Annotated in this window: 26 protein-coding genes; 14 read left to right on the forward strand and 12 right to left on the reverse strand. The window is 60.0% G+C overall.

Going from position 1 to position 24562, the window contains the following annotated elements; translation table 11 throughout:
• Positions 1–74 precede the first annotated feature (74 nt).
• Genes M1R55_RS23035 through M1R55_RS23055 form a run of 5 tightly spaced genes read right to left on the reverse strand, consistent with a single transcriptional unit; the run spans position 75 to position 1070 of the window.
• The gene (locus M1R55_RS23035; RefSeq protein WP_249395725.1) at positions 75–230 is read right to left on the reverse strand and encodes a class III lanthipeptide; all 156 of its coding nucleotides are present in this window, start codon (positions 228–230) and stop codon (positions 75–77) included.
• 54 nt (positions 231–284) lie between these two features.
• Complete coding sequence (locus tag M1R55_RS23040; protein ID WP_249395726.1) at positions 285–440, reverse strand: class III lanthipeptide; 156 nt, start codon at positions 438–440, stop codon at positions 285–287.
• A gap of 57 nt (positions 441–497) precedes the next feature.
• On the reverse strand, positions 498–653 hold the full coding sequence (locus M1R55_RS23045; protein WP_249395726.1) for a class III lanthipeptide: 156 nt from the start codon (positions 651–653) through the stop codon (positions 498–500).
• Between the two features lie 51 nt (positions 654–704).
• On the reverse strand, positions 705–860 hold the full coding sequence (locus M1R55_RS23050; RefSeq protein ID WP_249395727.1) for a hypothetical protein: 156 nt from the start codon (positions 858–860) through the stop codon (positions 705–707).
• A 54-nt stretch (positions 861–914) separates the two neighbouring features.
• The gene (locus M1R55_RS23055) at positions 915–1070 is read right to left on the reverse strand and encodes a class III lanthipeptide (RefSeq protein WP_249395726.1); all 156 of its coding nucleotides are present in this window, start codon (positions 1068–1070) and stop codon (positions 915–917) included.
• Positions 1071–1289: 219 nt separating this feature from the next.
• Between M1R55_RS23055 and M1R55_RS23060 the strand changes: the two genes are divergently transcribed.
• From M1R55_RS23060 to M1R55_RS23070, 3 genes are all read left to right on the forward strand, one after another.
• Positions 1290–4250, forward strand: coding sequence for a LuxR family transcriptional regulator (locus tag M1R55_RS23060; RefSeq protein ID WP_249395728.1), 2961 nt, complete (start codon positions 1290–1292; stop codon positions 4248–4250).
• A gap of 84 nt (positions 4251–4334) precedes the next feature.
• The gene (locus tag M1R55_RS23065; protein ID WP_249395729.1) at positions 4335–4505 is read left to right on the forward strand and encodes a hypothetical protein; all 171 of its coding nucleotides are present in this window, start codon (positions 4335–4337) and stop codon (positions 4503–4505) included.
• A complete protein-coding gene (locus tag M1R55_RS23070; RefSeq protein WP_249395730.1) occupies positions 4502–4759 on the forward strand; it encodes a hypothetical protein in 258 nt (85 codons plus the stop codon). The genes M1R55_RS23065 and M1R55_RS23070 overlap by 4 nt, the downstream gene beginning before the upstream one ends.
• A 627-nt stretch (positions 4760–5386) precedes the next feature.
• Here M1R55_RS23070 and M1R55_RS23075 read toward each other — a convergent pair.
• Positions 5387–5776, reverse strand: coding sequence for an IS1 family transposase (locus M1R55_RS23075; protein WP_256566058.1), 390 nt, complete (start codon positions 5774–5776; stop codon positions 5387–5389).
• Between the two features lie 23 nt (positions 5777–5799).
• Entirely contained in the window at positions 5800–6108 is a 309-nt protein-coding gene (locus M1R55_RS23080; RefSeq protein ID WP_249395732.1) for a hypothetical protein, read from the reverse strand.
• Positions 6109–6258: 150 nt separating this feature from the next.
• Here M1R55_RS23080 and M1R55_RS23085 point away from each other — a divergent pair, with 150 nt between their 5' ends.
• Both M1R55_RS23085 and M1R55_RS23090 read left to right on the forward strand, forming a co-directional pair.
• A complete protein-coding gene (locus M1R55_RS23085; RefSeq protein WP_249395733.1) occupies positions 6259–6768 on the forward strand; it encodes a helix-turn-helix transcriptional regulator in 510 nt (169 codons plus the stop codon).
• Positions 6710–7087 carry a type II toxin-antitoxin system VapC family toxin gene (locus M1R55_RS23090; RefSeq protein ID WP_249395734.1) on the forward strand — a complete coding sequence of 126 codons (378 nt, stop codon included), beginning with the start codon at positions 6710–6712 and terminating at the stop codon, positions 7085–7087. Before M1R55_RS23085 ends, M1R55_RS23090 begins: the two co-directional genes overlap by 59 nt.
• Before the next feature lie 475 nt (positions 7088–7562).
• Here the strand turns inward: M1R55_RS23090 and M1R55_RS23095 are convergent, their stop codons facing one another.
• The gene (locus tag M1R55_RS23095; protein WP_249395735.1) at positions 7563–9095 is read right to left on the reverse strand and encodes a HEAT repeat domain-containing protein; all 1533 of its coding nucleotides are present in this window, start codon (positions 9093–9095) and stop codon (positions 7563–7565) included.
• A 431-nt stretch (positions 9096–9526) separates the two neighbouring features.
• Positions 9527–9718 (reverse strand): DUF1016 N-terminal domain-containing protein, encoded by a 192-nt coding sequence (locus M1R55_RS23100; RefSeq protein WP_249395736.1) that lies wholly within the window; start codon positions 9716–9718, stop codon positions 9527–9529.
• A 75-nt stretch (positions 9719–9793) separates the two neighbouring features.
• On the opposite strand from M1R55_RS23100, the gene M1R55_RS23105 reads away from it, so the two are divergent.
• Complete coding sequence (locus M1R55_RS23105) at positions 9794–10810, forward strand: MBL fold metallo-hydrolase (protein ID WP_249395737.1); 1017 nt, start codon at positions 9794–9796, stop codon at positions 10808–10810.
• Positions 10811–11491: 681 nt separating this feature from the next.
• On the opposite strand, the gene M1R55_RS23110 is transcribed toward M1R55_RS23105, so the two are convergent.
• Both M1R55_RS23110 and M1R55_RS23115 read right to left on the reverse strand, forming a co-directional pair.
• Positions 11492–11902, reverse strand: coding sequence for a hypothetical protein (locus tag M1R55_RS23110; RefSeq protein WP_249395801.1), 411 nt, complete (start codon positions 11900–11902; stop codon positions 11492–11494).
• Positions 11903–12262: 360 nt separating this feature from the next.
• On the reverse strand, positions 12263–13501 hold the full coding sequence (locus tag M1R55_RS23115; protein WP_249395738.1) for a hypothetical protein: 1239 nt from the start codon (positions 13499–13501) through the stop codon (positions 12263–12265).
• Positions 13502–14950: 1449 nt separating this feature from the next.
• Between M1R55_RS23115 and M1R55_RS23120 the strand changes: the two genes are divergently transcribed.
• From M1R55_RS23120 to M1R55_RS23130, 3 genes are all read left to right on the forward strand, one after another.
• Complete coding sequence (locus M1R55_RS23120) at positions 14951–16288, forward strand: replication initiator protein A (RefSeq protein WP_249395739.1); 1338 nt, start codon at positions 14951–14953, stop codon at positions 16286–16288.
• A 96-nt stretch (positions 16289–16384) separates the two neighbouring features.
• Positions 16385–16828 (forward strand): transposase family protein, encoded by a 444-nt coding sequence (locus M1R55_RS23125; protein WP_249395740.1) that lies wholly within the window; start codon positions 16385–16387, stop codon positions 16826–16828.
• A gap of 164 nt (positions 16829–16992) precedes the next feature.
• Positions 16993–17214, forward strand: a complete 222-nt coding sequence (locus M1R55_RS23130) for a transposase family protein (protein ID WP_249395802.1) — start codon at positions 16993–16995, stop codon at positions 17212–17214.
• Between the two features lie 143 nt (positions 17215–17357).
• On the opposite strand, the gene M1R55_RS23135 is transcribed toward M1R55_RS23130, so the two are convergent.
• Entirely contained in the window at positions 17358–17852 is a 495-nt protein-coding gene (locus M1R55_RS23135; protein ID WP_249395741.1) for a hypothetical protein, read from the reverse strand.
• Between the two features lie 301 nt (positions 17853–18153).
• Here M1R55_RS23135 and M1R55_RS23140 point away from each other — a divergent pair, with 301 nt between their 5' ends.
• The 5 genes from M1R55_RS23140 to ssb all read left to right on the forward strand — a co-directional run bounded on the left by M1R55_RS23140 (position 18154) and on the right by ssb (position 24498).
• Entirely contained in the window at positions 18154–18378 is a 225-nt protein-coding gene (locus tag M1R55_RS23140) for a helix-turn-helix domain-containing protein (protein ID WP_249395742.1), read from the forward strand.
• A gap of 505 nt (positions 18379–18883) precedes the next feature.
• Positions 18884–19243, forward strand: a complete 360-nt coding sequence (locus tag M1R55_RS23145; RefSeq protein WP_249395743.1) for a hypothetical protein — start codon at positions 18884–18886, stop codon at positions 19241–19243.
• A gap of 1212 nt (positions 19244–20455) precedes the next feature.
• Complete coding sequence (locus M1R55_RS23150) at positions 20456–21409, forward strand: hypothetical protein (RefSeq protein ID WP_249395744.1); 954 nt, start codon at positions 20456–20458, stop codon at positions 21407–21409.
• Between the two features lie 367 nt (positions 21410–21776).
• Positions 21777–23072, forward strand: a complete 1296-nt coding sequence (locus M1R55_RS23155; protein ID WP_249395745.1) for a hypothetical protein — start codon at positions 21777–21779, stop codon at positions 23070–23072.
• 673 nt (positions 23073–23745) lie between these two features.
• Complete coding sequence (ssb, locus tag M1R55_RS23160) at positions 23746–24498, forward strand: single-stranded DNA-binding protein (RefSeq protein WP_249395746.1); 753 nt, start codon at positions 23746–23748, stop codon at positions 24496–24498.
• The last annotated feature ends 64 nt before the right edge of the window (positions 24499–24562 follow it).

Raw genomic sequence — 24562 nt, forward strand, 5'->3', positions numbered from 1 at the left:
CAATAAAAATTCTGGTGTTGGGGTGGAACAAAAAAGAGTGGGAACGCAGCCTGGCTGCGTTCCCACAGGAACCTTCAGTTGACTTCCTGGGTGCGGGTGCAGCCGTTGCTGGCGGTGCTCCACTCATCAGTGCCGACCGTGTTGCAGCCGTAGCTGCTGGTGCTCCAAGCGGCGGTGTCCTCGACGAGGCTGGTGGTGGACAGGCTCTGAAGTTTCAAGATCTTGTTCATGGGAATCCTCCTGGGGATAGGCGAGAGGCGAAAAAGAAGGCTGGACAGCGGGGATCAGTTGACTTGTTGGGTCTTGGTGCAGCCGTTGCTGGCCGTGCTCCACTCGTCGGTGCCGACCGTGTTGCAGCCGTAGCTACTGGTGCTCCAGGCAGCGGTGTCTTCGACGAGGCTGGTGGTGGACAGGCTCTGAAGTTTCAAGATCTTGTTCATGGGGACCCTCCTGGGGGTAGGCGAGAGACGAAGAGACGGTGGACAGGGCAGTGAGGATCAGTTGACTTGTTGCGTTTTGGTGCAGCCGTTGCTGGCGGTGCTCCACTCATCAGTGCCGACCGTGTTACAGCCGTAGCTGCTCGTGCTCCAGGCAGCGGTGTCTTCGACGAGGCTGGTGGTGGACAGGCTCTGGAGTTTCAAGATCTTGTTCATGAGGACCCTCCTGGGGGTGGGTGAGAGGCGAAAAATGCCGGACAGCGGGGATCAGTTGACTTGTTGGGTCTTGGTGCAGCCGTTGCTGGCGGTGCTCCACTCGTCGGTGCCGACCGTGTTGCAGCCATAGCTGCTGGTGCTCCAGGCGGCGGTGTCCTCGGCGATGCTGGTGGTGGACAGGCTCTGGAGTTTCAAGATCTTGTTCATGGGAATCCTCCTGGGGATAGGCGAGAGGCGAAAAAAAAGGCCGGACAGCGGGGATCAGTTGACTTGTTGGGTCTTGGTGCAGCCGTTGCTGGCCGTGCTCCACTCGTCGGTGCCGACCGTGTTGCAGCCGTAGCTGCTCGTGCTCCAAGCGGCGGTGTCTTCGACGAGGCTGGTGGTGGACAGGCTCTGAAGTTTCAAGATCTTGTTCATGGGACCCTCCTGGGGTAGGCGAGAGGCGAGGACGGGTGGACGGCAACAGGGAAACCTTCTGAATGCAGTGACGGCGAAGCAAGTGCGGCTTGCCGGTGAACATCACCTCCTGCAGCGGTGTGGGGTCACGTCCCATGGGGCAAGTTGTACGCCCCGGTCTGGGAAGCAGCCGGGACGGCTTCACATGCAGCTGGGAATCTCCCGGCGCTACAGTGGGTCATGGGTTTTCCAGAGGCGTCCGTGCATCCGCAGGCCCTTGTTCCGCGGGCGCTGCAGGTCGAAGTGGTGCGCTCAGAGCTGCTGGAGCAACTCGCAGGCGCGGACCGGCCCTGCGTGGCAGTGGTGGCCCCGAGCGGGTACGGCAAAACCACCCTGTTGGCCCAGTACGCCCGCAGCACGGCGCGGTCGGTCGCCTGGCTGACCCTGGCCGAGAGTGACGTTGAAACAGGTCAGCTGTTCCTGGCCCTGCAACGCGCGCTGCATGCCTATCCTGGCCTGCAGATTCCGCTGGACAACCTGCCAACGCCGGACCGCTTCCTGTCTGACCTGGTGAGGCGGCTCTCGGAGATGGACGGTTGCCTGGACCTGATCCTGGACCGCGCGGAGCGGGTCACCCGGTTGCAGGGAAGCTGGCTGGGTCAACTGGTGGACGCCCTGCCAGAAGGGCACCGCCTGATTCTGGCGGGCTACGACCTGAACGGCTTTCCCCTGGCCCGCCTGGTGGCTTCCGGACACGTGCAGCTGGTCACGCACACCCAGTTGCGCTTTACCCTGCAGGACACCGAAACCTTTTTGCAGTTGCGGGAAGCGTCGCAGGACGCTGCAGCCCTGCAGGACGCGCTGGAGGGCTGGCCCGTCGGCGTGGCGCTGGCCTGCGTTGAGGACGCTTCACCGGTGGAGCTGGACGACCTCCTGCACGACGTACTCGATCGCCTTCCCGGCGACGTCCGGCAGGCCTTACCAGAGCTGGCCCTGATGGAAGAGTGGAGCGAGAACATGGGACTGACGCTCGGCTTGACGCTGCCCGCCAATTGGCTGCGCACCACCCGTCAGGCGGGACTGCCACTGACGCCGCTCGGCCGGGGCCTGTACCGCCCCCATACCCTGCTGCTCGACACCCTCCGCACCGAGCTGGAACGTGATCCGGCGCGGGCCCTGCCGCTGCACCTGCGGCTGGCCGAACAGGCGGTTCAGCAGGGCGACCTCACCCGCGCGGTGCAGCACGCCGCCTGGGCTGGAGACGTCGCCCTGCTCGAACAGAGTGCCCAGACCCTCTTCCCGCGCTTGCGGGGCCGCCATGAGTTCGCGCTGCTGGCGGACCTGACGGCCCTGCACCCGGCCCCCCTTCCAGCCTGGTGGCAGGAATACAGCGCCGTGGCCCAGATCGAGACGGGCCAGGTGGCGGCGGGCCTGCGTCTGCTGGAGCAGCTGGAACAGGCCGGGGCATTGGGCACTCTCGGTTACGCGGCGTTGGCCCTGCAGGCGGCCCGGCGAGGAGATTTCGAGCAGCAATTGCAGCAGGCCGAGCGGGGGCTGGCATTGCCCGACAGCCCGGTGCATCAGGTGCTGAACATGCAGCGGGCCTCCGCCCTGATCTCCCTGCAGCGTCCAGAAGAGGGGCTTGAGGTCAGCCAGCAGATGGTGGAAGAGGCCCGGCGGCGTGGCCTCCCCCTGGACGAGGCCAACGGCCTCAACACCCAGCAGTACGCCCTGATGATGCTGCGCCGCTGGGACGAGCAGGAGGACGCGTTGACCCGCGCCCGTGCCCTGTTTGCGGCGAATGGACGGGCCTCGAGCGTCTTGCAGATTGACCAGCAGCTGCTGGACATCCACCTGCTGCATGGCCGCACGGCGGAGGCCGAAACCCTGCTGCGGGACGCCCTGCCGGCGGCCGAGCGCAATCAGCCGGTGCTGATGCCGACGCTGCTGCTGGCCAAGGCGCGGTTGCTGCTGGCCCGGAGCGACTGGAGTGCGGCGGCTGAAGCACTGGATCAGGCCGAAGCCCGCCTGCAGAGCCTGGGACTCACCGTGCTGCTGCCCTTCGTTCACTTCACGCGCTTTGACCTGTGCACCGCTCAGGGCGACGCTCCAGCCGCGTCGCGGGCCTTTGACGTGGGAGTGACCACCTCGGTGACTCCCTTGTTACGCGACCTGTATCTGCCGTTCTACGAGGGCGCCCGCGCCTTTGATACGGGGGACTGGCCCCGCGCCCGCAAAGCCCTGGGCCGCGCCGCGCATGAGAGTGCCGAACGCGGACATCAGCTGCGGGCAACGGTGCTACTGGCAGCCCTGGAGGAGGCCACAGGCCAGTCCGGGAGTCGCCACCTGCAGGCCGTTGCGGAGCAGTTTGGGGCTCTGGACGCTGCCCTGGTCTGTGCGGCGGATCAACCGCGCCTGACTGCGCTGGTCACGGCGCTCCAGGAACGCCAGCCAGATCATCCTCTGGCTCGCCTGGGACCGCTCCGGGTGGCCCATCCGCCCGCCAGCTTTCTGGTGCACGCCGAATCGCAGGTACGGGTGACCTTTGAGGGCCAACCGGTACGGCTGCCCCTCAGTAAGGCAGGTGAACTGCTGCTGTGGCTTCTCTGGTACGGCAGCGGCACCCTCCCTGAAATCCTCAATGCCCTGTGGGACGGCTCCCGTGATCCGCGGCACCACGAGTATTACCGGGTGGTGGTGCGCCGGCTGCGGGCCACCCTGCGTGGCCTGATCGGTCAGGACCTCGATCCGGTGCCCCACATTCAGGGCCGCTACAGCCTGCATCCCAACTTGGTGATCACGTCCACCCTGCACCAGGCGCTGCAGCAGGCCCGGCAGGGCAACCCGGTGGCCATTTTGCAGCTGCGGGCCGATGAACTGCTGGCCGATGTGGAGTCCGAGTGGGTGGAGGCCCTGCGCGAAGCGGTGCGCCGTGAACAGCACCTGGTGCTGGGAGACCTTGAGGGCCAACTGGCCTCCCGCGATCCTGACCGGGCCGTGCAGATCTTGAAAGACAGCCTGCGCCACCAGACCGATCAGGAAGCGTTCCACCTGTCCTTGATCCGGACTCTGCTGCTTCACCGCCCGGTTGAAGCCCCCGCGGCCTACCAGGGCTACGTCCACATGCTGGAAACGGCCCACGGTCAAACGCCGGATCCCGCGGTCCGGCGGGCCCTGACGGCCCTGGGGCTCAACGCCTGATTCCCTGCCCCAGCCCCCGTGTCCCAGCCTATTCCCAGCCGCCGGTTTACTGTATGGGTACTTCACCACCCCAGGAGGATCCCGATGCGACACCTGATCAAGTTTGTGCTGACCGGACTGATTCTTTCTCTCGCCCTGAGCGCTCCTGTTCAAGCTGCGGACACGACTTCTGTTCCCCAATCCAACGGCGCTGCAGATGATGGGGACAACCAGGCCCCAGCGTGGCCGCCCATCTGGTGGCCCGGAGGCGGGTGAGCGGCGCGTCCGCCCCGGTCATCCAGCGCACCTCGGCCCTGATCTGGGAACAGGTGCAGGCCCACAGCAATTTGGTGCTCCGGGCTTCGGTGCAGGACCTGTTGACCCAGCTGCAGATGTCGGAGGCCCAGGAGCGCCGGCAACGCCTTCTGGATGGGTTGGACCGCGCGCTGCGCACCGACAGCGATGATCGGCTGATCGTGGCCCGCGCCCACCTGAGTGCCCTGCGCGGGGTACTGGACGAAGAGGATTAGCGCAGGGATCACCAAAGGGCTGGGCAGGCTGGTCTGCCAGGCGGTGAAGAACGACGGTGCGGCCCGGCACCCAGTCGGCTGAGGCATGAACCGGTATGAGCGCGCGGTACAAACATGGGCCGTCCTAGCGTGGGCGGCCCGTCATCGGCAAACCATCACCTACCAGCAGATCTCGTAGGCCACAGGAGTGTCCACGGGCGGTCTGGGGAACGTGCTTGAGCCGATCTAGGCTTACTGCCAGGCCCATCAACTGCTGCCCCTCACGATTCTAGTGGTTCAGAAAGACACCGGGCTGCCCGGCGCAGGGTTTACGGCGGCCCAGGCCGTTCAGGTCGCCAGCGACTAGGCCAAGGTCTTCTTGGTCGACTGGTTGGAGCACGGCAATCCTCAGGAGGAGGGGCTCCGGCAGGCCAGCGAAGCGGCAGCGAAGTCCTCAGGTTGAACGGGGATTTCTGTGATAACGACTGCTTGGGGCCCATTGCCTTGCGTTCATTGAGGTGAATAATCCACTGAGCTCAAGCTCCCAGAGCTGAGACAGCCTCTGCGAAGGCACAGGCAGTAGCAACAGTTAACATCGTGCTGGCCGGGCTTTGACCTCTTTTCAATACAATGTGATGGGTCGTGGCTTCAACGTAATGACGCGTTGTAGCGGTGAATGAACATCCAGATCAGGAGTTCGAGATGCTCTTGTTTGCGGCTAAAGGACAGGCTCTTGCGTACCAAATGAGCGACCCGAAGCCGCAACGTGGCATTGAAGCGTTCGATATGTTGTGTCCCGCCGATCACGTGCAGCCCACCAAAAACGACGCCTTTATAGGCACTCAGGCCGTCGGTATGACACACGGCATCGAGATAAGGGGTGGGCAAGCTCTGCCACAACCCGAAGGCTCCAGCGGCATCTCGGTTTCCGATGAAACAGCCGACGATCTGACGGGTGGCGCGGTTCATGGCGAGCCAGATCCAGATGTTCTTTGTCTGCTGCGCCACAAAGGTGCATAACTCGTCACACTCCAGCACCAGCGGGGCTGGTGCTGGAGTGCTTACACTTTTTTTGCGACAGGCGTTTCAAGCTCGATGCTGTGTGGCACGGTCTTCATCAGAGATTGCAAGTGCCGGCGGAACCAGCTTCGACTGACCCCGATGACGCGGCAAATTCCCCGGTGAGAGAGGCGTTCGGAGAGCAAACGATCCACCAAGGTCACGGTTTCGGGTGAAACCGGAGTTCGAGTGTGGTTCAGGGTGAATTGATGTCGATACACGCGGCACAGATACCGTTGTTTTCCGGTATGGGCGTGACCGTTTTTAACGATGTAGACGCCCTCACACGCTGGACACGTCAGACCGTTCATGCTCTATGAAACCTCAATCATTCCTAAGAAACCACGACCATGTGATGCATCTCCTGTGCATGGCCTGTATATTGGGCTATATTAGAGGAATCAAAGGCGGCCTTCGGGCCGCTTTTTTGTCTGGCTTCTTTACTCTGGTAAGCTAGCAGTATGGGCCTGCAAATGAACCTGGGAGCGTACTTGGAGCGTCGGGGCATCACCGCCTACCGCCTAGTCAAAGCCACCGAAGGGCGGCTGGCTCCGGCCACGGTGTACGGGCTGGCCGCCAGACCCGCCCAGCGCATCGACCTCGCCACAGTGGGCACGGTGCTGGAGGCTCTGTCAGCACTCACCGGCTCCCCCGTGCAGGTGCAAGACGTGTTGGAGACTCTGGATGCCGAAGGCGACCAGCGCCGCGAGGATGCCCGCCGCCGCATTGCCGCGCCCCGTAAGGCGGCAGGCAAACTGCAGGGCAGCGCCGCGCCCCGGAAGGCGACTGGAGCGTGCCCGACCAATTGGCCGAGATGCGCGGGCGTGACCTTTGACCCAAGCGTCTCCGCTGTTTCTGGACACATCAGCCTTGCTGCGGGCCTACCTGACCAAAGACCAGTTCCATACCCAAGTGCAAACCGCCATCGCGCGGGCCGAACCCGTGGTAGTCAGTGGTCTGGCTTATCCTGAACTATCTGCCTTGACTCAGCGTCAACACCGCGACCACGTTGGAAGGCTAAGGACCAGCCAAGTGAGCGCCCTGTTGGAACAGTTCCGAGAAGACTGGGACACCCTATATGTCGTGCCCGTCGATGAAGCCCTGCTGTTAGAAGCGTCGGTGTTGGTGATCCGCCAGGCGGCATTCGGCCTGCGGGCGATGGACACCATTCATGTGGCCAGTGCCCTGCTTGCGGCAGAAGCATTTGAGGGCCTGCGCTTCCTGACCTTTGATACCCGCCAACAGCAGGCCGCTCTAGCCGAGGGGCTGGCGCTCTTCCCAGAAGGCTGAGTCACTCCAAGCGAAGGCGGCGCAGGCGCCCTCTGAGTTGCCCTGCTCTGAGGCAACAGGCGAAGTCACCTCTGAGGTCAGGATCACTACGCCCGCGGTAGGTCTGGAATTGCCTGCCAATCCGCCGGTACCGTTCTGGAACTTTTACGGCAACAAGATCATGTGGGTGTTGCTGGCGATTTTGGGATCAGAGTTTTCTGAAAGCGACGGACTGAATCAGCCGTAATCTTGACCCTTGGCGTGGTCTGCCGCTAGAGTCTGAGAGATGCACGGCTGAACGGCTCGGGAGGCTGCCAGCCAGACAGGATTCCAACAAGCATTCCCCTGCGAAATTGTTCGCAGGGGAATGCTTGTTGTTTGAGGGATGGACAATGCGCAGCCCAGTCCCACGCCCTCCAGTTAGGGGTCATTTCAAGATTGGCACGCCCTCCTGCGCTCAGGAAAGAAAAGCCCCTGGCAAGACGGTTGTCTGAGCCTACGGCCGGGTGCGCTCACCCTTCTCGCGGCGTTGCTTAAGCCTTTCCTGGAGGGAACTGGGCCGCTCGGGACGGTGGGCCGCCAGCCGCTGCGCCACCGCCCGCAGTCTGGAGTCCGCGAGTTGGGTCGCCTGCTCAATGCCCTGTCTGGCCTCTTCACCTGTCAGGTGGCCCAGCGCGCTGAGCGCCGCGAACCGAACCTCCCAAGTGTGGTCCAACAAGGCTTCCGTCAGGGCAGGCGCAGCCGCCGACTCACCGAGCAACCCCAAGATATCTGCGGCATGGGCACGCCGTCGGGCCTCCGGGTGCTGCAGCAATTCCCGTAGAGGGAACAGCGCGTCCTGTCTAAACTCCATCAGGGCTCTGCTGAGCGTGTTGCGCCGCTCATTGTCCGGGTGGCCCACCTCTGCGACCAACGTGCTCAGTGCTCCCGAGTGGCCCAGCTGTCCCAGGGCAAAGATCGCTTTGCGGGCCACCTCGTCATCTGGGTCGCGAACCGCTTGCCCCAAGGCCGCCACACTTACAGGATCGGCCAACTTGCTCAGCGCGTGAACGGACTGCAAGCGCACCGCAGCGTCCGAATGCTCCAGCAATCCAAGGAGCGGCGGTACGGCCTCCACACCCATCCGCACGATGGCCCAGGTCAGGTTCTCTCGGACAAAGAAGTCCGGTTCACAGCCCAGCCGTTCGATCAGAGTAGGTAGGGCAGCCCGGTGCTGGGCAGCGCCCAGATCCAGCGCCGCCCGGATACGGACGTTCTTGTCGGGATGGAGCAGGTTGGTTACCGCGCGCTGATTCGTCATGGCTGCTCCGTCTTGTTGAGAGGACATCGCCTCTGAAATAAACGTCCAGGCGCTGTGCAGCTCTGCCGGGACGTGATGTTCGTAAGCCCTTCCAAGAGCTTGGGCAATTTCAGGGCAGTCAGCGGTGGTGCGCCCGACCAGACGCTGCCAGCGAAGTGCCAGGGTTTGGGCTTCTTGGGAAGTGGGGGGAATACCCTCTTCCAATGCGGTAAAGACCTGGGTCAGCAGCGTCTCCCAATCATCATTGCCCGAGTCCCAGGACTGGTCCTGGAGGCTCTGGAGTTGTTCGTCACTGAGAGTAAGTTGCTGCGTGAGGTTCTGTGCCGTCTGCATAAAATGTCCCACCTGCCGGGCCACACGCTGGGTCAGGGCGATGGTTTCGGCGATCTCCGTCCAGCTCGCCTCAGCGGTTCCCTGCAATTCGCGCAGACGGCTGACCAAGTGCTGCTCCTGTGCGATGCGCGCCTCGAGCACCTCAATGTGTTGCTGAAGGATGTTTTGTGCGGCGTAGGCAGGGTCGTCCAGCGCCCGGGCGATCTCCGGCAGGGTCAGCCCCAGGGTCTTGAGGCTTTGGATGTGGAGCAGGCGGGTCAGGTCTGTGGGTGAGTACAGACGGTAAGCGGACGGGGTGCGCTCAGTGGGTTTGAGGAGGCCCAGCGCGTCGTAATGGCGCAGGGTACGAATAGTGAGGCCCGTTCGTTGGGCCAGTTCCCCGATCTTAAAGTTCACAGAAGACCTCCGCCACTTACGGTAAACCGTGACGCTACGAGAGAGTCAAGAGGGGATGGCGGGCGATTCCACTCAAGGGCAAGCTCCTGCATCCAGCACTGAAGACCCGGATGGGGGTGCTGTCGTCCCAAAGGCTTTGAGCCTTCCCGAGTTGGGGGCTGAAGAACGTTGTGTTTCTGAGGTCTGGTGGTGTTTCGATCGAAGGAGAGCTTGATGGGGACACAGGTGACTCAGCAAGCAGCATTTCCAGTGTGGCGCTGGTTGAGACCGAGAAAGTTGAGCCTTCCGTCAGCGCTGAGCGGAGGAGGGCGCATAGATCTTGAAGTGACCCCGATTTGCCTCTGCCGCTCATCGAGACGGCTCTCGATCTGATGAACCGGGATGTTGCGGCTGCACCCCTACTGAACCGTAGCCTGGGCATCCCACTCCCGCTAGGCTGGCTCTTTGATACTGGTCAGCAGCGTCACCAGATGGCCCCAGGGCAATGGGTCAACAGGCTGTTGACCAAATTCGAAGCCAGGAGAGGCGCCGGCAAACATGCGCATGTCGTTCAGGTTGGTGGGGGAAAACCCTTCGAGCTCCGGGAACTCCGTGCGCAGGTCTTGGGAGAGCCGTCCGATCACCTGGGCGTAAGTTCGATAGAGAACGCTCCGCGGCGCAGTGGCGTCGAGCAGGCCAGACGCTTTACAGTGCAGCTCATGACTGTTCTGCCCGCTGTGGCCTGCCACGTCACTGCCGGCGGCACGCGGGTCTACACCGTGACCCTGCGGGCGTTTCCCCAGTTTGAGGCCAACACCTTCCTGGTGGTTCAGGGCGAGCCCGCGGCGCCAAGTTACGCCGCCCTGGTGGACATGGGCAGCGCGCACGAGGACAGCCTGGGCGACCTGCACGCGGGTCTGGCGCACATCCGTTCGGCCTACGGCGAGGCGTGGTCTTGGGACACCCTGAGCCGGCTGCTGGTCACTCACCCTCACGCCGACCATGTGGGCGGGCTGCCGGCCGTGCGGGCGCTGACCCCTGCGCCCGTCGCGGCCCACACCTGGGCGGTTCCGGCCCTGGAACAGCCCGAGGCGCGCGGCGCCGCGTGGCAGGTTCAGGTCGAGGGCCACCTGCGCTGGGCGGGCATTCCCACAAAGAGCAGTTACGCGGCGCGTCTGCGCCGCCGCGCCCACAACCTGATGCTGCCCAGCCGCGTGGCGGTTCAGACGCCTCTCCAAGACGGCGACCTGCTGGACGGCGTCTTTCAGGTCATTCATACTCCCGGCCATGACGGCGCGCAGGTGTGCCTCCGGGTGGACGATCTGTTGCTCAGCGCTGATCACCTGCTGCCGCACAATTCACCACCGCTGATGCCAGAGCGCTACCAGCGGGGAGCGGGGCTGCAGCACTACCTGGCTTCGCTGAACCGCATCGAGGCACTTGAAGGCGTGGAGGTCGCGTTGGGTGGTCACGGCGGCCCCATGGCCGACTGGCGCGGGCGCATCCGCGCGCTGCGGGCGCGGTATCAGGACAAGCTGGCCACCCTGCGGGCGGCGGCTCAGCAGCCCGTGACCATTCACGACCTGCTCCCCTTGCTGTACCCGAACCTTCGCCCCGCACAAGCCATCTTGCTCCTGGATCAGACGGCGGCGCTGGCCGAGTATCTGGGGCAGGCAGGAGGGCTGGAGGAAACGCAGCGGGAAGACGGCGCGGCCCTGTTTCAGACCCGGTCGTAACGCCGCCGCCTCAACGGCGGCTCTGCGCTCTAAAGCGCCTGCCAATCCCTAAGCGAAGAGTCCCCCGGGCTCGCAGATCATTCAGGCTGCCTAGAAGCACATGATTAAGGCTGGCCAGGAAGACCTCCAACAAGTCTTCCTGCGCTGTTTGCCGGGAAACGTGGGCGGATGACCGTTTTTCTGCTGCGAGGGCCAACGCTTCACCCCAGCCACAATCCAATCAGGAAGCCAGCTTTGCCGCGGCACCCCCTCCATATTGGCTTGGCCCAGCAGCGCAGAAGGCGCTCCTGCGTCACCTGATCAATGTCCTGAATCAGACGAACCGCACCCGCGGGCGTGATGCTCAGATTTGCCCCAAACCAGTGCATACATCTGCCCTGCAGGCTACAAATGAGCTCCGCCATCTGAAGGTCGTGGCGAGTCCCCCGGTACGTGTCACGGTTCACGCTGGCCGATGCGAGTCAGAACGTCTATAGATTCAAAGTCGCGGTGAGCAGGGTCAAGATTGAGGCACAACTGGACAACTACGCGGAAAGTGTGTGTTCTGCACATAAGAAACGCTGTTTAGGGTCGTGAGCCAATGAGGGATTAACTGCCTGAAATCCCGCCTGTTCTCCAGGGCCGTGTAGCACGGCACAAAATCGCTTGGGAAGCCTCGGAAAGAGCGAGGATGCAGAGAGTTCAATTCGAGAGCCAGCTTTCGCGCTGGGCCAGCACCCGTAACGCATAGGCCACGGCCGAGAGCAGGGTCGCCGTTGTCGTTCCCCCGTCCAACCCCAGATACGCTGCTGAGTGCAAGGCGTGATAGGCCGCTGGCAGTGGTTCATCTCGCTCTGCGACCAAGCGCTTGTACCAGCCTTGCCCCAGCGCCGGCAAATCCAGGAACCGTTCCCCTGCCAGCGCTGCGACGTCTCCCGCATGCCGGTCCAGTTCAGCAGCAAACGCCAATAGGATCTCCCGAGTCGGCTGGGTGTGATGGAGGGCTGGGGCAAATTCCACCGCCGCCAACACCTGCAACGTCGTCGCCACACACGTCTCAAACGCCTGCTGGTTGCACAGCTGGAAGTGGGGAGGTTGAGGCACAGCCGTCATCCCCTTCAGCATGGCGCGGTCCTGAAAGACGGTCAAGAGCAAACTGGCCTGCCCACGCCGCGTTACACCCAGCGTGGGCAGGCCAAGCACGAGGTTGAAGACGGTGACCCGCAGGGAGTGAATCCCGTCTGCAGCGCCGTGGGTGCACCGAAGTGGCCAGAGGCCATCTCATCTGCCAACCACGGCAGGTTGTTCCGGCGATCCGAACCACCGAGGTGCTGGATCTCTCTTGAGGCCCACAGGCGCTGTGCCTGGTAATACTAGGACGTGTAGAACGGCAAAAGCCAAGTCAGAGGGGTCTATATCCTGGGCAGGTGCTGGCTCCTTTGCTGGCCATGAAGATCGCCCGGCGTCCAGCGCTTACTCGCGCCAGAGCACGCCTGTCTTACTTACAGCAGTCTGAACCGGACGGTCAAATAGCCCAGTTGGCACACCCCGCAACTGCAGGTCAAAGAACACATTCAAGTAGTGGTCTGCCGTCTCCTGCCCCGCCGCTGGATCGTAGCTCCTTGGGGCGATCAGGGGCAACATCAGCGGCATGATCGTAAAGGAGTAGTGGTTGGTTCCGGATACTTCCAACCACATGGCCGGGGCCTTGGCCGCCTGGACGTAACGTCTCCACCTTTGAATGGCGTACTCCAGGGAATTGCTATGGCTCGACGTCATCAGCAGCACTGGACGCTGTGCAGGCAGGAGCCCCCCTTGGGGCAGCCCACCGTCCAGGTTGACGGCCGCGCGGCACCGGAGCTCGACGCGGCAGACTTCAAATGCGGTGACGCCCCCGAACGAATGCCCAAATGACCCCATACGGCGCACATCCAGGCGGCCTGCAAACAGGGGATCTGACGCTTGCCAGGTCGTGAGCGTGTCGTAAACCAGCCGCTGATCCGCGACCCAGATAGGCAACAGAACCCGTGTGGATTCTCCGAGCTCTTCCGGCCGAATCCCGAGTCGCTGGAGGTCATACCCTCTGGCTTCACCGTCCGGAAACACGGTGACTGCCGCCGCGTCGGTGTGATCCAACGCCACCACCACAAAGCCGCGACTCGCCAATTCCTGAAAGGTTCCACTGTTCTGTAACCGGACGCCGACCAAGCCATGTGAAAACACGAGTACGGGAAAGGGTGGGGCGGAGGACAGCATCGGGGCGCCGAGGCTGGCTGAACTGGTGAAATACCGCAGGTGTTGCAGCAGTGGAGCGGCGGCAGGCAACCCAAAGGCGCGGGTGAGTCCTGCGGCCATTTTTTCGGAATACAGGGTGAGGGGCGCGCGTGCTCCCTTCTTCGCCGCCGGATACCAGACGGAGACCATCAGGCGCCGTGCCCGCACGGGATCGTTGAGTTCACGGTCGACGACTCCGACGGCATACCGCCCAGTCGGCGCAGGCAACGTGACCACGGGCAGAAGCCAAGCGGGGAAGGCGCCCGCCAAAGCCAAGACCACACCAGTCCCCAGTAGACGCAGCCGGGGGTGACCGACCTTCAGAGCCCTGTCCCTCAACCGCAGGCGCGAAAGCAACAACAGCGCCGCCAACAGATACAGCGGAACCATGTGGATTCGCCAGCCCTCGAACACCACATGGGCCAGGGTCGCGAGCATGGGAAGAACTGCAGCAAGGTCCAAGAGCCCGTGTCGCCGACCATTGCGAATGACCCAGGGGAGAAGCAAGGCGGGAAGAAAGGCCAGAAACGACAGCCACTCTAAAGGGCGCATCTACACCGCCGGAGCTGTCGGGCTTGAGTTAAGGTCATCACGTTCCGATGGTGACTTGAATGTAATTTTCCCACGACCTCAAAAAGGTGTATCTGGAGACAAGCAAGCACGCCAAGTGAGCGTTGAACGCTCAGGAGCGTACAAACCAGTGCCGGGCTTCTGCGGCAGGACGTTCCAACGCAGCCCGCACCGTGGCGACCTGCTCTGCAGTCAACGCTTGCAGTGCTGCCAAGGCCGCCGCTGAAGGTGCCCGGCTCAGCCCCAAGCCCCACTGGCATGCCCAGCGTCGCACGGGCGTCCTGAGGGCCAGGCCTCCTTCTATAGGCCTCAAGGGCGCTTCTCCACTCTGGAGAGGCCTTTCTGGGCACTTCAGTCGCCTCGAAACCCTACTTGCTGGACTCGCGCACTGCCTCTCTCCCAGAGGCGGTCAACGCTTGAGAACGTGATTCAGCGGCGGGTCGCCCGTCTACTGGCTGTAAGGCCGGTGCCACACAGTCAGGATGACCCGCCGCCAGCGCTTCTGCCACGGGCCGGGTCACATCGCAGTCGAGCAGACAATCCAGCAACTTTAGGTTGCAACACAGGCAAGAGGGTGTATGGAACGCTGCCTGCTTTGTCACTATATTTGCAAATTGCCTTGCGCAGAGCCTTCAAAACTGTGCCTGAACATTGATTCAGCGAAGGCAACAATTTCATCGTCAGACAAGGCTGAAACGGATCGAAGGAAAGCCAGACACTGCAACGTGAGACATGGCAGCGTACAAAAAAGAGCCACTCCTACCTGGTGAGGGGGCAGCAAATTAAGATCCAGACCCCTTGATCAGGCTCTTCTTTTCCGTAGGCGTTGGAAAGTCTCAGCGGCATACACTGTCGCCACCGCCTGTGGCACTTTGTGGAATTAGGGTTTGTCTCCCTGTGGCACTTTGTGGAATTAGGGTTTGTCTCCCTGTGGCACTTTGTGGAATCGCCCGCGGCACTTTGTGGAATTGAGATAAATTCGGGGCAACCAACCTGTGGCACTTTGTGGAATTAAGGTTTGTCTCCCTGTGGCACTTTGTGGAATGGCCGACGGCACTTTGTGGAATCTCCGGAGCTTTGCCTGTGGCACTTTGTGGTGATTTTGATTCTTTACCTGTGGCACTTTGTGGAATCAGAGGGTGTTCGCCTGTGGCACTTTGTGGAATTCTTTCAACAAATGCCGTCTAAAACAGTGTTTTTTGCTTTGCCTTGAGTGATGATCATTCATATGTTTTAACTTCTTTTAAAAAGATTGATCATCAATCACTACTGGCAGCAACTGATTCACGAAGTCTGAGAACCCTGTAAACTGCTCTCATGGCGACCAGGGACGCAGACGTAGAGTTACGGCATGACGAACCGAACCTGGCCCGGCTCAACTTAGTCCTTGCACCCAACCGCACAGAGCTCTACGAATGGACCAAACAATTGGCCTTGGACGCACTGGGGGCGATTCACATCACCTGTACGGCGCCGCGCAACAGTTTGGTTCCGCATGGCGTCGACAATGACATCTTGCTGGGCTTGGTAAATGCTGCCGTGTTGCAAGGCCTTCCGGAAGATGACACGGTGCGGGTGACCAGCCGGGAACTGCTGCGGCTCAGTGGAATCACCCCCAGTGCCCGCGCCTATGAGAAATTACGCGAGTCGCTCCGCCGTTTGCAGTACACCGCCTATGACGTCATTGACAGCTGGTATGACGGTAGCAAGCACCGCTGGCGCACCATGAGCTTCAGCCTGATCGTGAAGCATTCGGCTGAAGACAACACGGCAGACGTCACCAACCTCGGGCAATGGCGTGCCCAGACGGTGCTGGCTATCAAACTGGATGATGGCGTGATCAAAAATATTCGGGCCGGTCATATTCTGCCGCTGAATTTTGAGCTGTTGGCCAAGTTAACTCAGCCTCTGACCCGCAACCTGTTCCGCACCCTGTCGTTCCAGCGGCAGGGGAGCGGGCAGCCTGTGTTGGCTTATTCGGTTCCGCTGAGTGTGTGGGCCAGCCACCTCGGGATGCACGAGATGCGGCCCGATACGGTCATGCGCGCGCTTCAGCCCGCCCATGTCGAGTTGAAAGCGACGGGCTTCTTGCAGGACGTGACCTATCAGGGCCGGGGGAAATCGCGTGTGGTGCACTACACCTTTGGCCAGGTGGACGCCACAGCCACTGACCCCGAAGCGGCCGCACTGTTGGCCCGCTACGGGGTCAGTGGAGGGCGCACACTTCTATTGGCCCAGAGCCACGGACTGCAAGCGGTGAAGCGGGCCGTGGGGGTCTTGGAGGCCCTGCTGCGAACGGAGTACCGCACCAAGATCCGGAACAAAGCCGGAATCCTGACAGATATTCTGGAGCAACCTCACAAGTACGACATCCTGCTGATCCAAGCGGAAGGTCGGCAGTCCAGCACTCCAGCCGTTCGCCATTCAGCGGCTCAGCACCCCAGCGATGCGGATGCACCGGTGGCTGTCCGGGATATTGCGGCGGCACACATTATTCTGATGGGCACTTACGATCAACCTGCTGAACGCCGAGAGATTCGGGATCGGGTCTCGGCCCTGTATGTCGGGGGCCGAGTCACGACCCTCGACTTAATCGGAATGTTGGGCAAAAGTACTGCCGAGGCTCAAGCCATGCTCGCCCATTGGACAGGATAGAAGGGCAGTAGGCGGCCTGTGCTGAAGGTTGCCGATGGTCTTAAAGCGGCTCTGCTCAGTAGACCTCTTGCGAAAGTGATGGGCTAAGCTGGCAGCGTGGAGCGAGACCGTCTGACACGCACGCTGAAGATGAATCGCAAGCCGTTTCGTCGACGCACTGGGGTTTCCCCGGAAACCTTTGCCAAGATGGAAACGGTGCTGGCACAACGGGAAGAACGGAAGAAGAAATCTGGCCGCCCAGCCGCGCTCAGCGTGGCTGAACAACTCCTGATGACGCTGGAATTCTGGCATGAGTCCCGTACCTTCGCACACCTGGGTGACGACTGGGGCGTGCATGACGATGGCGTGCACCGCACGGTGGAACGCGTGGAAGCGGCCTTGATTGCCAGTGCGCGGTTCCAGATGCCCAGAAAACGCGTATTTCAGGAAGCGCAGCTCGTCTACAGCATCGTGGCGCTTGATGCTTCTGAAGTGCCGTGTGAACGGCCCAAAAAAAGCAGCGCGCTTGGTACAGCGGGAAGAAAAAACGTCATACCCTGAAATTTCAGCTGCTGATCTGCACGGTGACACAGCGCCGTGTTGGGCATCCCCACGAGTGCTGGGGCCGTTCATGATCCCAAGCTGTTCCGTCAGTCGGGTGTGCCGACACGGCGCTGATCGGGGACGCCGGAGACCAGGGACTCTGGCGGAGCCACGGGCACGCCATCACCACCCATAAGGCGACGCGAGCGTCGCCCCTCTCCGCCGAACAACGCCAAGAAAACCGCGTGCTGGCACATGCCCGGCAGGGCACCCTGCATGCCATCCGTCGTATGAAGATCTTCCGCGTCTTGAAGGGCATGTACCGACATCGGCGGCGTCGGTTTGCGCTCCGAGTTCAGCTGATCGCGGCGCTCTGCAACCTCACCCGTGCACGTCCCGCCTGACTTTCGCAAGAGGTCTAGTCAGTAGTAAAGCAATTGCTGCACTACTGCAATCAGTAAAATAAGGATGCTTGCCACATTGCTGAGCGTATGAAGTAGCTTGTGTTGGATCTCGACAATCGCTCTTCCAACTTAAGGCAAGGCAGTCACATGTGGCCTTCGGGTCGCCAAGTGCGCACATTTTTAGACCGCCCACCTGTGGGCTCGGGAGCGATCCAGTGCAGCACCGAAATTTGCCAGCCACGTCGGACATACGCCTCCTGCAGGCGGGTATGGTGCGGGACTGGAGGCAGCCAAGCGCTCACCTGACGGACTTGATTGTTGGGTTGAGCAAAGACGAGCCCCAAATCTGCCTCGACTCTAGCAATTAAGAGAACATTCAGGTGATCCCACTCCGGATCAGTCAACACGACTGACATTGATGGGACGTAATCTTGCAGAGAACACCAGCCCGCCCCAACAATTTCGGCGTCTGCCTCAACCACCCACAGGCTAGGCCAGGAGTGCCCGATGGGCGGCAAAGAGTACGGTGGGCAGGCATTGAGAATCTGCCACCCATTCGGAACCACATGCTGAAAGAATTCGAGCAGGGCAGAGGCATCCGCTTCGGTACCTTGTCTCAAGGTGTGAGGGGCTCCCATCAGTTTTTCCACCTCTGAAGGCCACCGTGGCTGGGCCTGATGGACAGCAGCGGGAGGAGTTGTTCAGCGATAGCTGCCAGAAAAGCCTGGCTGTTTTGCCTGTATGGCAATGGGTAGCCAATGATAAGTCCAGTCCACATAATTTTCTCCTTGAATGGGGTGTGATCTTGAAAGTGGTTGGGCGCTATCCCGCCGCTGTGGTGAACTCGAGGACGTGATACAACTTCTGTATGACTGTACCCACAGTAATAGTACCAGCATTCACTGTATTAAAAATTGCAACCTCATTCACGCTTAAGGGATGCCCTCCAAGAAACGCCCAGCCAGTAGCGTCCGCATTCTTTTTGGACGCCGTCTGCGTGAGGAGCGTCATGCCCGCGAGATCACCCTTGAAGAGTTGGCGGAACGCTCGGATATGAATTGGAGCTATATCGCTCAAGTGGAGCGGGGAGTGAGAAACGTCAGTATCGACAATATGGCCGCTTTGGCAGACGGACTTGGCCTGCCACTTCGCGACCTGCTCTGAGATGCTCACCTTTGTCATCCAGCACTAGCTCGGTCAGTTAGGCTGTAAAAGGTAATTCGGACACCTAAAGTTATTAGTGCCATTTCCTGATGCCCCTCCCCCACCGGAACACCACCGGCGATGGGGGGGGGCGCCAGCGTGGTCAGTGGTTCTGGTGTCGTTCCAGGACCACTGGTCGTGAGAGGCGAGGAGCCGAGGAAGGCAGGAGCCAGATGCAAATGGAAAAACCCCCAAACATTGCTGTTTAGGGGCCAAAATCACCAGATTGCCCTTAGGTTTTGTGACCAGATTTGCAGCGCGGCTACGCTGTCGTCTCAGAAAGGACGTAAGGGCCGACGAGTCCCCTACATCACCAAATCAAATCCCACCTAAGGGCCAACGTGTACCGAACAGTGCAGGCCAGCCATGTTGGCGGCCCAATCCCAGCCCCCTCTGAGGATCTTTTTCCCCGCCGACTTGACATACCAGGTTCGGGTACTGAGCTCTTCGCCGCTGGATGGGATTCTTGGAACATTATCCAGGTCTGCCAAATGAGTTCACGCAGCCGGAAAGCCATGTCGCCCTTGAGCAATTCACATTGGTAGGTCGTTACCCAGATACAGAGATATTGAATCTTGTATGTGGTGTGGTTCCCAGAGCGGTAGCCCATTGCACCAACCTAACGGCTGAAGGCTCACCGGCTAAAGCGGGTGGTTTGAACCTTCTGTTCAGAGCAATCAAATCACGCAAAAGTGAGGCTAAAGCACAAGAAGGAAACGCAGCAAAAGCTGCATCAGCACCCACCGCAGAAGCCGCCGCACCTGCCCGCAAAAGCAACGCGGGCTCCACGACCGTCGCACCCGAGGAAAACGCTGCAACTGTCTGAAATCGCCCTCCACCCCGCAGGCTCGCGGGGTGTTGCTTGTGCTGAAAGGACAGCACAGACCCTGCCAGAACGCCACAGAATCAGCTGCAATCCACGTGACAGCGTAAAGTGAAACGCTGTGAAGCAGACCCCATCTCAGGCCCGCTCAAGGGATCAGTACAACTCCACAAAGAGATCAGTCTGCCTCTGTAACCGATCCGCCACGGCTCTACAGAACAGAACATTGACACCCAGCAGGCAACTGAAGGACTGAAGAAAAAACAGAGCAGAGTAGCAGGCGAAACATCCTGACCAGAGATGCCGGGAAGCTGAAACAGCTGACTTCTTTGCCCAAGGTAACCACCTCCTGAGTGAAGATCAACAGGCAGCTGAAGTACTGAGAAAACATAAAACACAACAGTCATAAACGCACTGGCCGAAAGCGTCTGAATACCTGAATCAACTGTGATGTTTGTACCGGTTTGCGAACTCCAGAACACGAATCCGTACCGCAGTAAATGAGCTCAGAAACCTGAAATGAATGGACAGTTGTAAACCCCATAGGGCAGTGTTTCTTCGGCGAAGTCAAAGGCAGATCTGCCATCAAAACACGCTCCGCTACAGTCCGATCACAGCCGAGCATCGCATGGGTAGTGAGAGCCTTGCAGCAGCGGCGCAAACTCAACATGTTGGCATTGTCTGCTCCTGCTGAGAAGAGATTTCCGCGGCAATCCATCTGCCAAAATGCTGTGAAGGAACACTCTCAACATAGTAAAAATCGAGAATGTTTTACGGCAGTTATCGTTCAGATTTCAGCTTCAACGCTGCCCCCAGAAGCCGCGAGACTCTTGAGGTCAACGTTGCGGAATCGCAGAAATTCAACCGTAAAATCTCGGGCAAAAAACAGCGAGCGCACCTAAAATTTGGAAGCACCGATGCGCGAACTATCGCAGACAAATGCAAGAAGATGAGACGTGCAAAACTCTTGCAAAAGCTTAGAAAGCAAGGTCGCAAGACACTGAAAAGTGCGTCCAGATTTGGAAGATGTTGGAATAAATGGCGTCCCCAAATGCCGGTTCATGCGATGTTCTACGTCGCACTATCGGGCGCGGCCAGTGCTTCAGGTAAACCCTCCAAGAACACGACAATGAAGCAAGACGAACAAGACCGCATCAATAGAACGGCCTGGAATTTGCCACGAATTTGCACAACACCCCCTACGGGCACGCACTGGTGGCCGCCAAGCTCACCGGAAACGGGTATTCCACCAAGCACATACTCCGGATCGCGCAGCGCCTCCGCAGCAGTGCCCTGTCAGAAAATTTCTTCGTCATTATCCTGACTCCTAACCCGCGCAAGGGCCAGGTGTACGCCGCCCAACACGAAGCGTTTTTCAAGGTGATCAGCGTCTTGCCGGAGGCCCACACGCCAGTTCTTCCCCAGCCTCTGGTACAGGTGGTGCCGCAGTCGATCACGCCGCCTGGACCCCACCTGAGCGGAGAGGCCTGGAAGCATGATCCGCAGTATCTGCGGCTGCCACAACCCATTCAAAACGTGCTGCAATGTCCGCGCGACGAACGAATTGAACAGGCGATGCTGAGTGTGGAATGCGACGGGGTAATGAGCGCCGCGAAACTGAAATCTTTTTACGCGCTGACCCCCGAGGACCTGCACGGAATTTACCGCCGCGAAACTCTACTTCGCACCACCCCGGCACAGCGCACCAGCGGTCCCCGGAAATCCAAACAACCCGCCCAGGGCCCCCGGAAATCCAAACAGCAACACCCGGTTTTTGTGTCTACTTCAGTCCTCGTTCCGGGGAAAACCTGCGCCGAAAGTCGCCTGCTGTCATGCGCTCGGAAGGGGGCTGTGACCCACAAAACGAGAAGGGATTTGAGGGCTTACCCGTTCAAGCTGGGGCCTCAGCATTCTTCTCCGAAGGCAGGAGGTTTTAAAAATTCTCCCCCGGGAAAACCGGAAAACCAGGAGAAGAATTCCACTCGGAACGCCGCAAGATCGCCTCTGTGTTCAGGAGCAGCAGGAACGATTCTGGAAAAATTATCGTTCGGATTTCGCACTCAGGACTACGCTCGGAGGATGCACGATTGTCCAGGTCTGACCTTCAGAACAGCAGGCATCAGTACAGAAATATTCGCTTCGCGCACCGCAGAAATGCACTGCCCCTGAAGAATTTCAAGCATCCATTTGCGCAGAAAATCCGGACAAGATGCATGCCGTCAGAAGGGCCACGAACACCGAAACGCAAACTGAGAAAACAGAAGATGCGGTGTCCGTACCTACCAGATGGAGCACCGCACACGAGGTGGTGATGTGTCGCTCCTGGGCTGGGGGAGCACCGCAATTCGGAACAGAATTAACCGGTCAAAGAGGTTCATCAGAGCAGCAAAGAACAGAACAAGCCGTGCCAGATTCATTCACAAAACAGACGGACTGTGCAAGGCGCTGGTCATCAGCAACCCGGCCAGAAATGAGAACGCTCGGCTGATTTGCAGAAACCACCCACATACAACTTACACGGGAATCAGGACATCTTATGACTAACATTAAACGCGGTCCTCAGCGGCCATTACTCGATCTCAGCAAGGCTGAAACTCAACTTCTTGACCAGCTGTACCGGGTTGACGGGGCATGGACCATCGAAGAAGCACTGGCAGCATTTGGAGAAGAGAAACTCGCACAACTTCTGCGGGTTGAAGCGCTGGGAATCACGCACACCGAAATGGGTGAAATGCTTCTGTTGCTCTCTCATGGACGCATCATGGCCTTCGGCATCTCCAGCGCCGCAGTGAGTCTGCACAGACAACTGAACCGTGCCTATTTCCGCCTCTGCCTGACTGAACTGGACTGGCACATTCCGCAACCGAGCGAGGCCACACGGCATCTAGAGCAATTTGATCCCAGCAAACAATTCCGTGAGGTGATCACCCAGTACGGACACGCTCTGGTCGTGGGCAAACTGACCGGAAACGGGTACTCCACCAAACACATGATCCGCCTCGCGCAGCGGCTGCGCAGTACGGCCCTGTCCGAGAATTTCTTCGTAATTGTTCTCACACCAAACCAGCGCAAAGGACAGGCCCATGCGGTTCAACACGAAGCATTTTTCAAAGTCATCACTGTCCTCCCGCAAACCAGCAACACGTTTCTGCTGACCCCATTCGTTCAGGACATTCCGGAGCTTCTTACACCCCCTGGACCCTACCTGAGTGGGGAGGCCTGGAAGCGCGATCCGCAGTACCTTGTCCTTCCCAGAATCATTCAGGATGTCCTTCAATGTTCACGCGATGAACGCATCGAACAGGCCATGCTGAGTCTGGAGTGCGACGGGGCCATGAGCACGGCCCAACTGAACAGTTTTTACGCGCTCACCCCTGAAGACCTGCACAACATTTACCGCCGCGAAACCCTGCTGCGCACCTCGCCGTCTCAACGAACCAGCGAGACCAGAGTAGAGTTCCTCACCCTCAGCAAAAGGCTGTCACGTTTGGATGATCACCGCCTCGCGCACCGCTGCGGAACAGGGCGAATGCGGCACCTGATGGACATTGCGCCGAATACAGAAGTGTGGAAAGCGGAGCACCGAGGAGCGCTGCGATACGAAGAACCTGACGCAGTGATTTTTGAGCAGGACGGCGCAGAACGCGGCATTGAATTTGACAACGGAACATACATCATGTCAGTGGTGGGAAAGAAAATTTCAACCTTTCAGGATAGAGGATTTACCGAGATCATCTGGGGGGTGTCCAATCCACTTCGCAGGCGCAATCTCATGCGTGAAATTAGCGACCACCTACAGCGCGAAATCCTGCTGGCCGAATGGTGGAAATAGGGCAGAAAGTCCCGCGAAGGCCACCGCCGACCGCTCTCAATCGAGGGCGGTTTCGTGTCTCCTGAGCCTACTGAATGCTCCTAAAAAGGGAGCGAGTCACACGGACTGCACAGACCGAAAACTGGTACACATCACATCAGAATCAAACAGAACTTTGATCAGCGTTAACCACGAAAACACGATTGAGTAGCAGGCACGAACTCCAACATTTATAGGCTGAATCTCATACAATCTGGATAACTCGAAAGGGCAGGATAGCGTAGTGATTGACCGCCGGGTCTAGTAGGACATATAGAAGTATCTCGAAAACGGCCAAAACGTCGAAGTCGGACATATAGAAGTATTTCCGAATCGTGCTGGGTGGGAAAGTCGGACATATAGAAGTATCTGCCAGATTGGGTTCTGCTGAAAATCTAGGACATATAGAAGTATTTCCGAGATACTTCAATGAGTAAGAGAACTGAACCGACCCACCGGCCCTCCCCGCGAACCCTCCCTCTCCACGGTGTCCTCCTGAGCCCCCGCAAACGCCCCTCTTGAACCCCAAAATCACAGCACCGCCTGGGCCCAAAAAACGCGGCACACCTCACCCGGAATCACCGCCGCCCCACCAGAGACGCCGCTGAAAAAAGCAACACCTTCACCCCCACACAGACGGGGGTCAGAGGGCGGTATGAACAAAGCGATCAAACCCCCCGTCCGCACCCCCGCCACCCGCGCCGTCTCCGGCACCCACTTCGCAGAAGCCACCGTGGCCCTGGACTCCATCCTCAACGGACGCAAGATCACCAACTACCTGCCCCTGACCTTTATCGGCAGCGCAGCGACCTCCGCCGGTGAACGCCTCACCGCAGGCACCACGGTTTCCGTGCAGGCGACGGTGCGTCAGGAGAAGTGGGCCAGCCCCGAAGGCCAGAAGCGTTCCAAGGTTCGCCTGCAGGCCCTGCGTCACGAAGTCTTGGACGGCGACTTTGCGACCATCGCCGACCGGAACGGTGGACAGCGCCTGGCTGAAGGTGTGAACTCGGCCCTGCTGGGCGGCAACCTGGTCAGCACGCCCGAAGTGCGCTACACGCCCGCTGGAGATGCCGTCACCGATTTCACTCTGGCCCTGAACGAGAAGTTCACCAACCGCGCGAGTGAGCCAGTGGAACGCACCTCGTTCGTCGAAGTCACCGCCTGGAAGGAACTGGCCGTGAAAGTCGCGAGCATGGTGAAAGGCACCCCGCTCACCGTGATCGGCGCAGCCATCTCCGATTCGTGGACGGACAAAGACGGCAACAAGCGCTCGGCACTGAAGTTCGAAGCCGCGCAGATCTTCATGGTTCAGCCGTCCCAAGGTGGATGCCCTGAACTGGCCCCGGCCACCGCTTCCGGTCAACCCGGCGTGGACCTCCTGCCGCCTGAAGGTGACCTGCCCTTCTGAACCCCGGTTCCCTCTGGGCCCCTGCCTGATCCGCAGGGGGTTTTTTCTTGGCCGGTTCGGGCAC

Origin of the sequence: Deinococcus sp. QL22 (assembly GCF_023370075.1) — a bacterium.
In the GTDB taxonomy this organism is placed as follows: domain Bacteria; phylum Deinococcota; class Deinococci; order Deinococcales; family Deinococcaceae; genus Deinococcus.

What these genes read in the sequence shown, in the direction of transcription:
- M1R55_RS23155 (WP_249395745.1), top strand. Translation starts at nt 21,777, where the DNA reads ATGACTAACATTAAACGCGGTCCTCAGCGGCCATTACTCGATCTCAGC.
- M1R55_RS23115 (WP_249395738.1), bottom strand. Translation starts at nt 13,501, where the DNA reads ATGCTCGCGACCCTGGCCCATGTGGTGTTCGAGGGCTGGCGAATCCAC.
- M1R55_RS23050 (WP_249395727.1), bottom strand. Translation starts at nt 860, where the DNA reads ATGAACAAGATCTTGAAACTCCAGAGCCTGTCCACCACCAGCATCGCC.
- ssb (WP_249395746.1), top strand. Translation starts at nt 23,746, where the DNA reads ATGAACAAAGCGATCAAACCCCCCGTCCGCACCCCCGCCACCCGCGCC.
- M1R55_RS23035 (WP_249395725.1), bottom strand. Translation starts at nt 230, where the DNA reads ATGAACAAGATCTTGAAACTTCAGAGCCTGTCCACCACCAGCCTCGTC.
- M1R55_RS23140 (WP_249395742.1), top strand. Translation starts at nt 18,154, where the DNA reads ATGCCCTCCAAGAAACGCCCAGCCAGTAGCGTCCGCATTCTTTTTGGA.
- M1R55_RS23105 (WP_249395737.1), top strand. Translation starts at nt 9,794, where the DNA reads ATGACTGTTCTGCCCGCTGTGGCCTGCCACGTCACTGCCGGCGGCACG.
- M1R55_RS23085 (WP_249395733.1), top strand. Translation starts at nt 6,259, where the DNA reads ATGGGCCTGCAAATGAACCTGGGAGCGTACTTGGAGCGTCGGGGCATC.
- M1R55_RS23110 (WP_249395801.1), bottom strand. Translation starts at nt 11,902, where the DNA reads ATGACGGCTGTGCCTCAACCTCCCCACTTCCAGCTGTGCAACCAGCAG.
- M1R55_RS23040 (WP_249395726.1), bottom strand. Translation starts at nt 440, where the DNA reads ATGAACAAGATCTTGAAACTTCAGAGCCTGTCCACCACCAGCCTCGTC.
- M1R55_RS23135 (WP_249395741.1), bottom strand. Translation starts at nt 17,852, where the DNA reads ATGGGAGCCCCTCACACCTTGAGACAAGGTACCGAAGCGGATGCCTCT.
- M1R55_RS23045 (WP_249395726.1), bottom strand. Translation starts at nt 653, where the DNA reads ATGAACAAGATCTTGAAACTCCAGAGCCTGTCCACCACCAGCCTCGTC.
- M1R55_RS23065 (WP_249395729.1), top strand. Translation starts at nt 4,335, where the DNA reads ATGCGACACCTGATCAAGTTTGTGCTGACCGGACTGATTCTTTCTCTC.
- M1R55_RS23060 (WP_249395728.1), top strand. Translation starts at nt 1,290, where the DNA reads ATGGGTTTTCCAGAGGCGTCCGTGCATCCGCAGGCCCTTGTTCCGCGG.
- M1R55_RS23120 (WP_249395739.1), top strand. Translation starts at nt 14,951, where the DNA reads ATGGCGACCAGGGACGCAGACGTAGAGTTACGGCATGACGAACCGAAC.
- M1R55_RS23055 (WP_249395726.1), bottom strand. Translation starts at nt 1,070, where the DNA reads ATGAACAAGATCTTGAAACTTCAGAGCCTGTCCACCACCAGCCTCGTC.
- M1R55_RS23080 (WP_249395732.1), bottom strand. Translation starts at nt 6,108, where the DNA reads ATGAACGGTCTGACGTGTCCAGCGTGTGAGGGCGTCTACATCGTTAAA.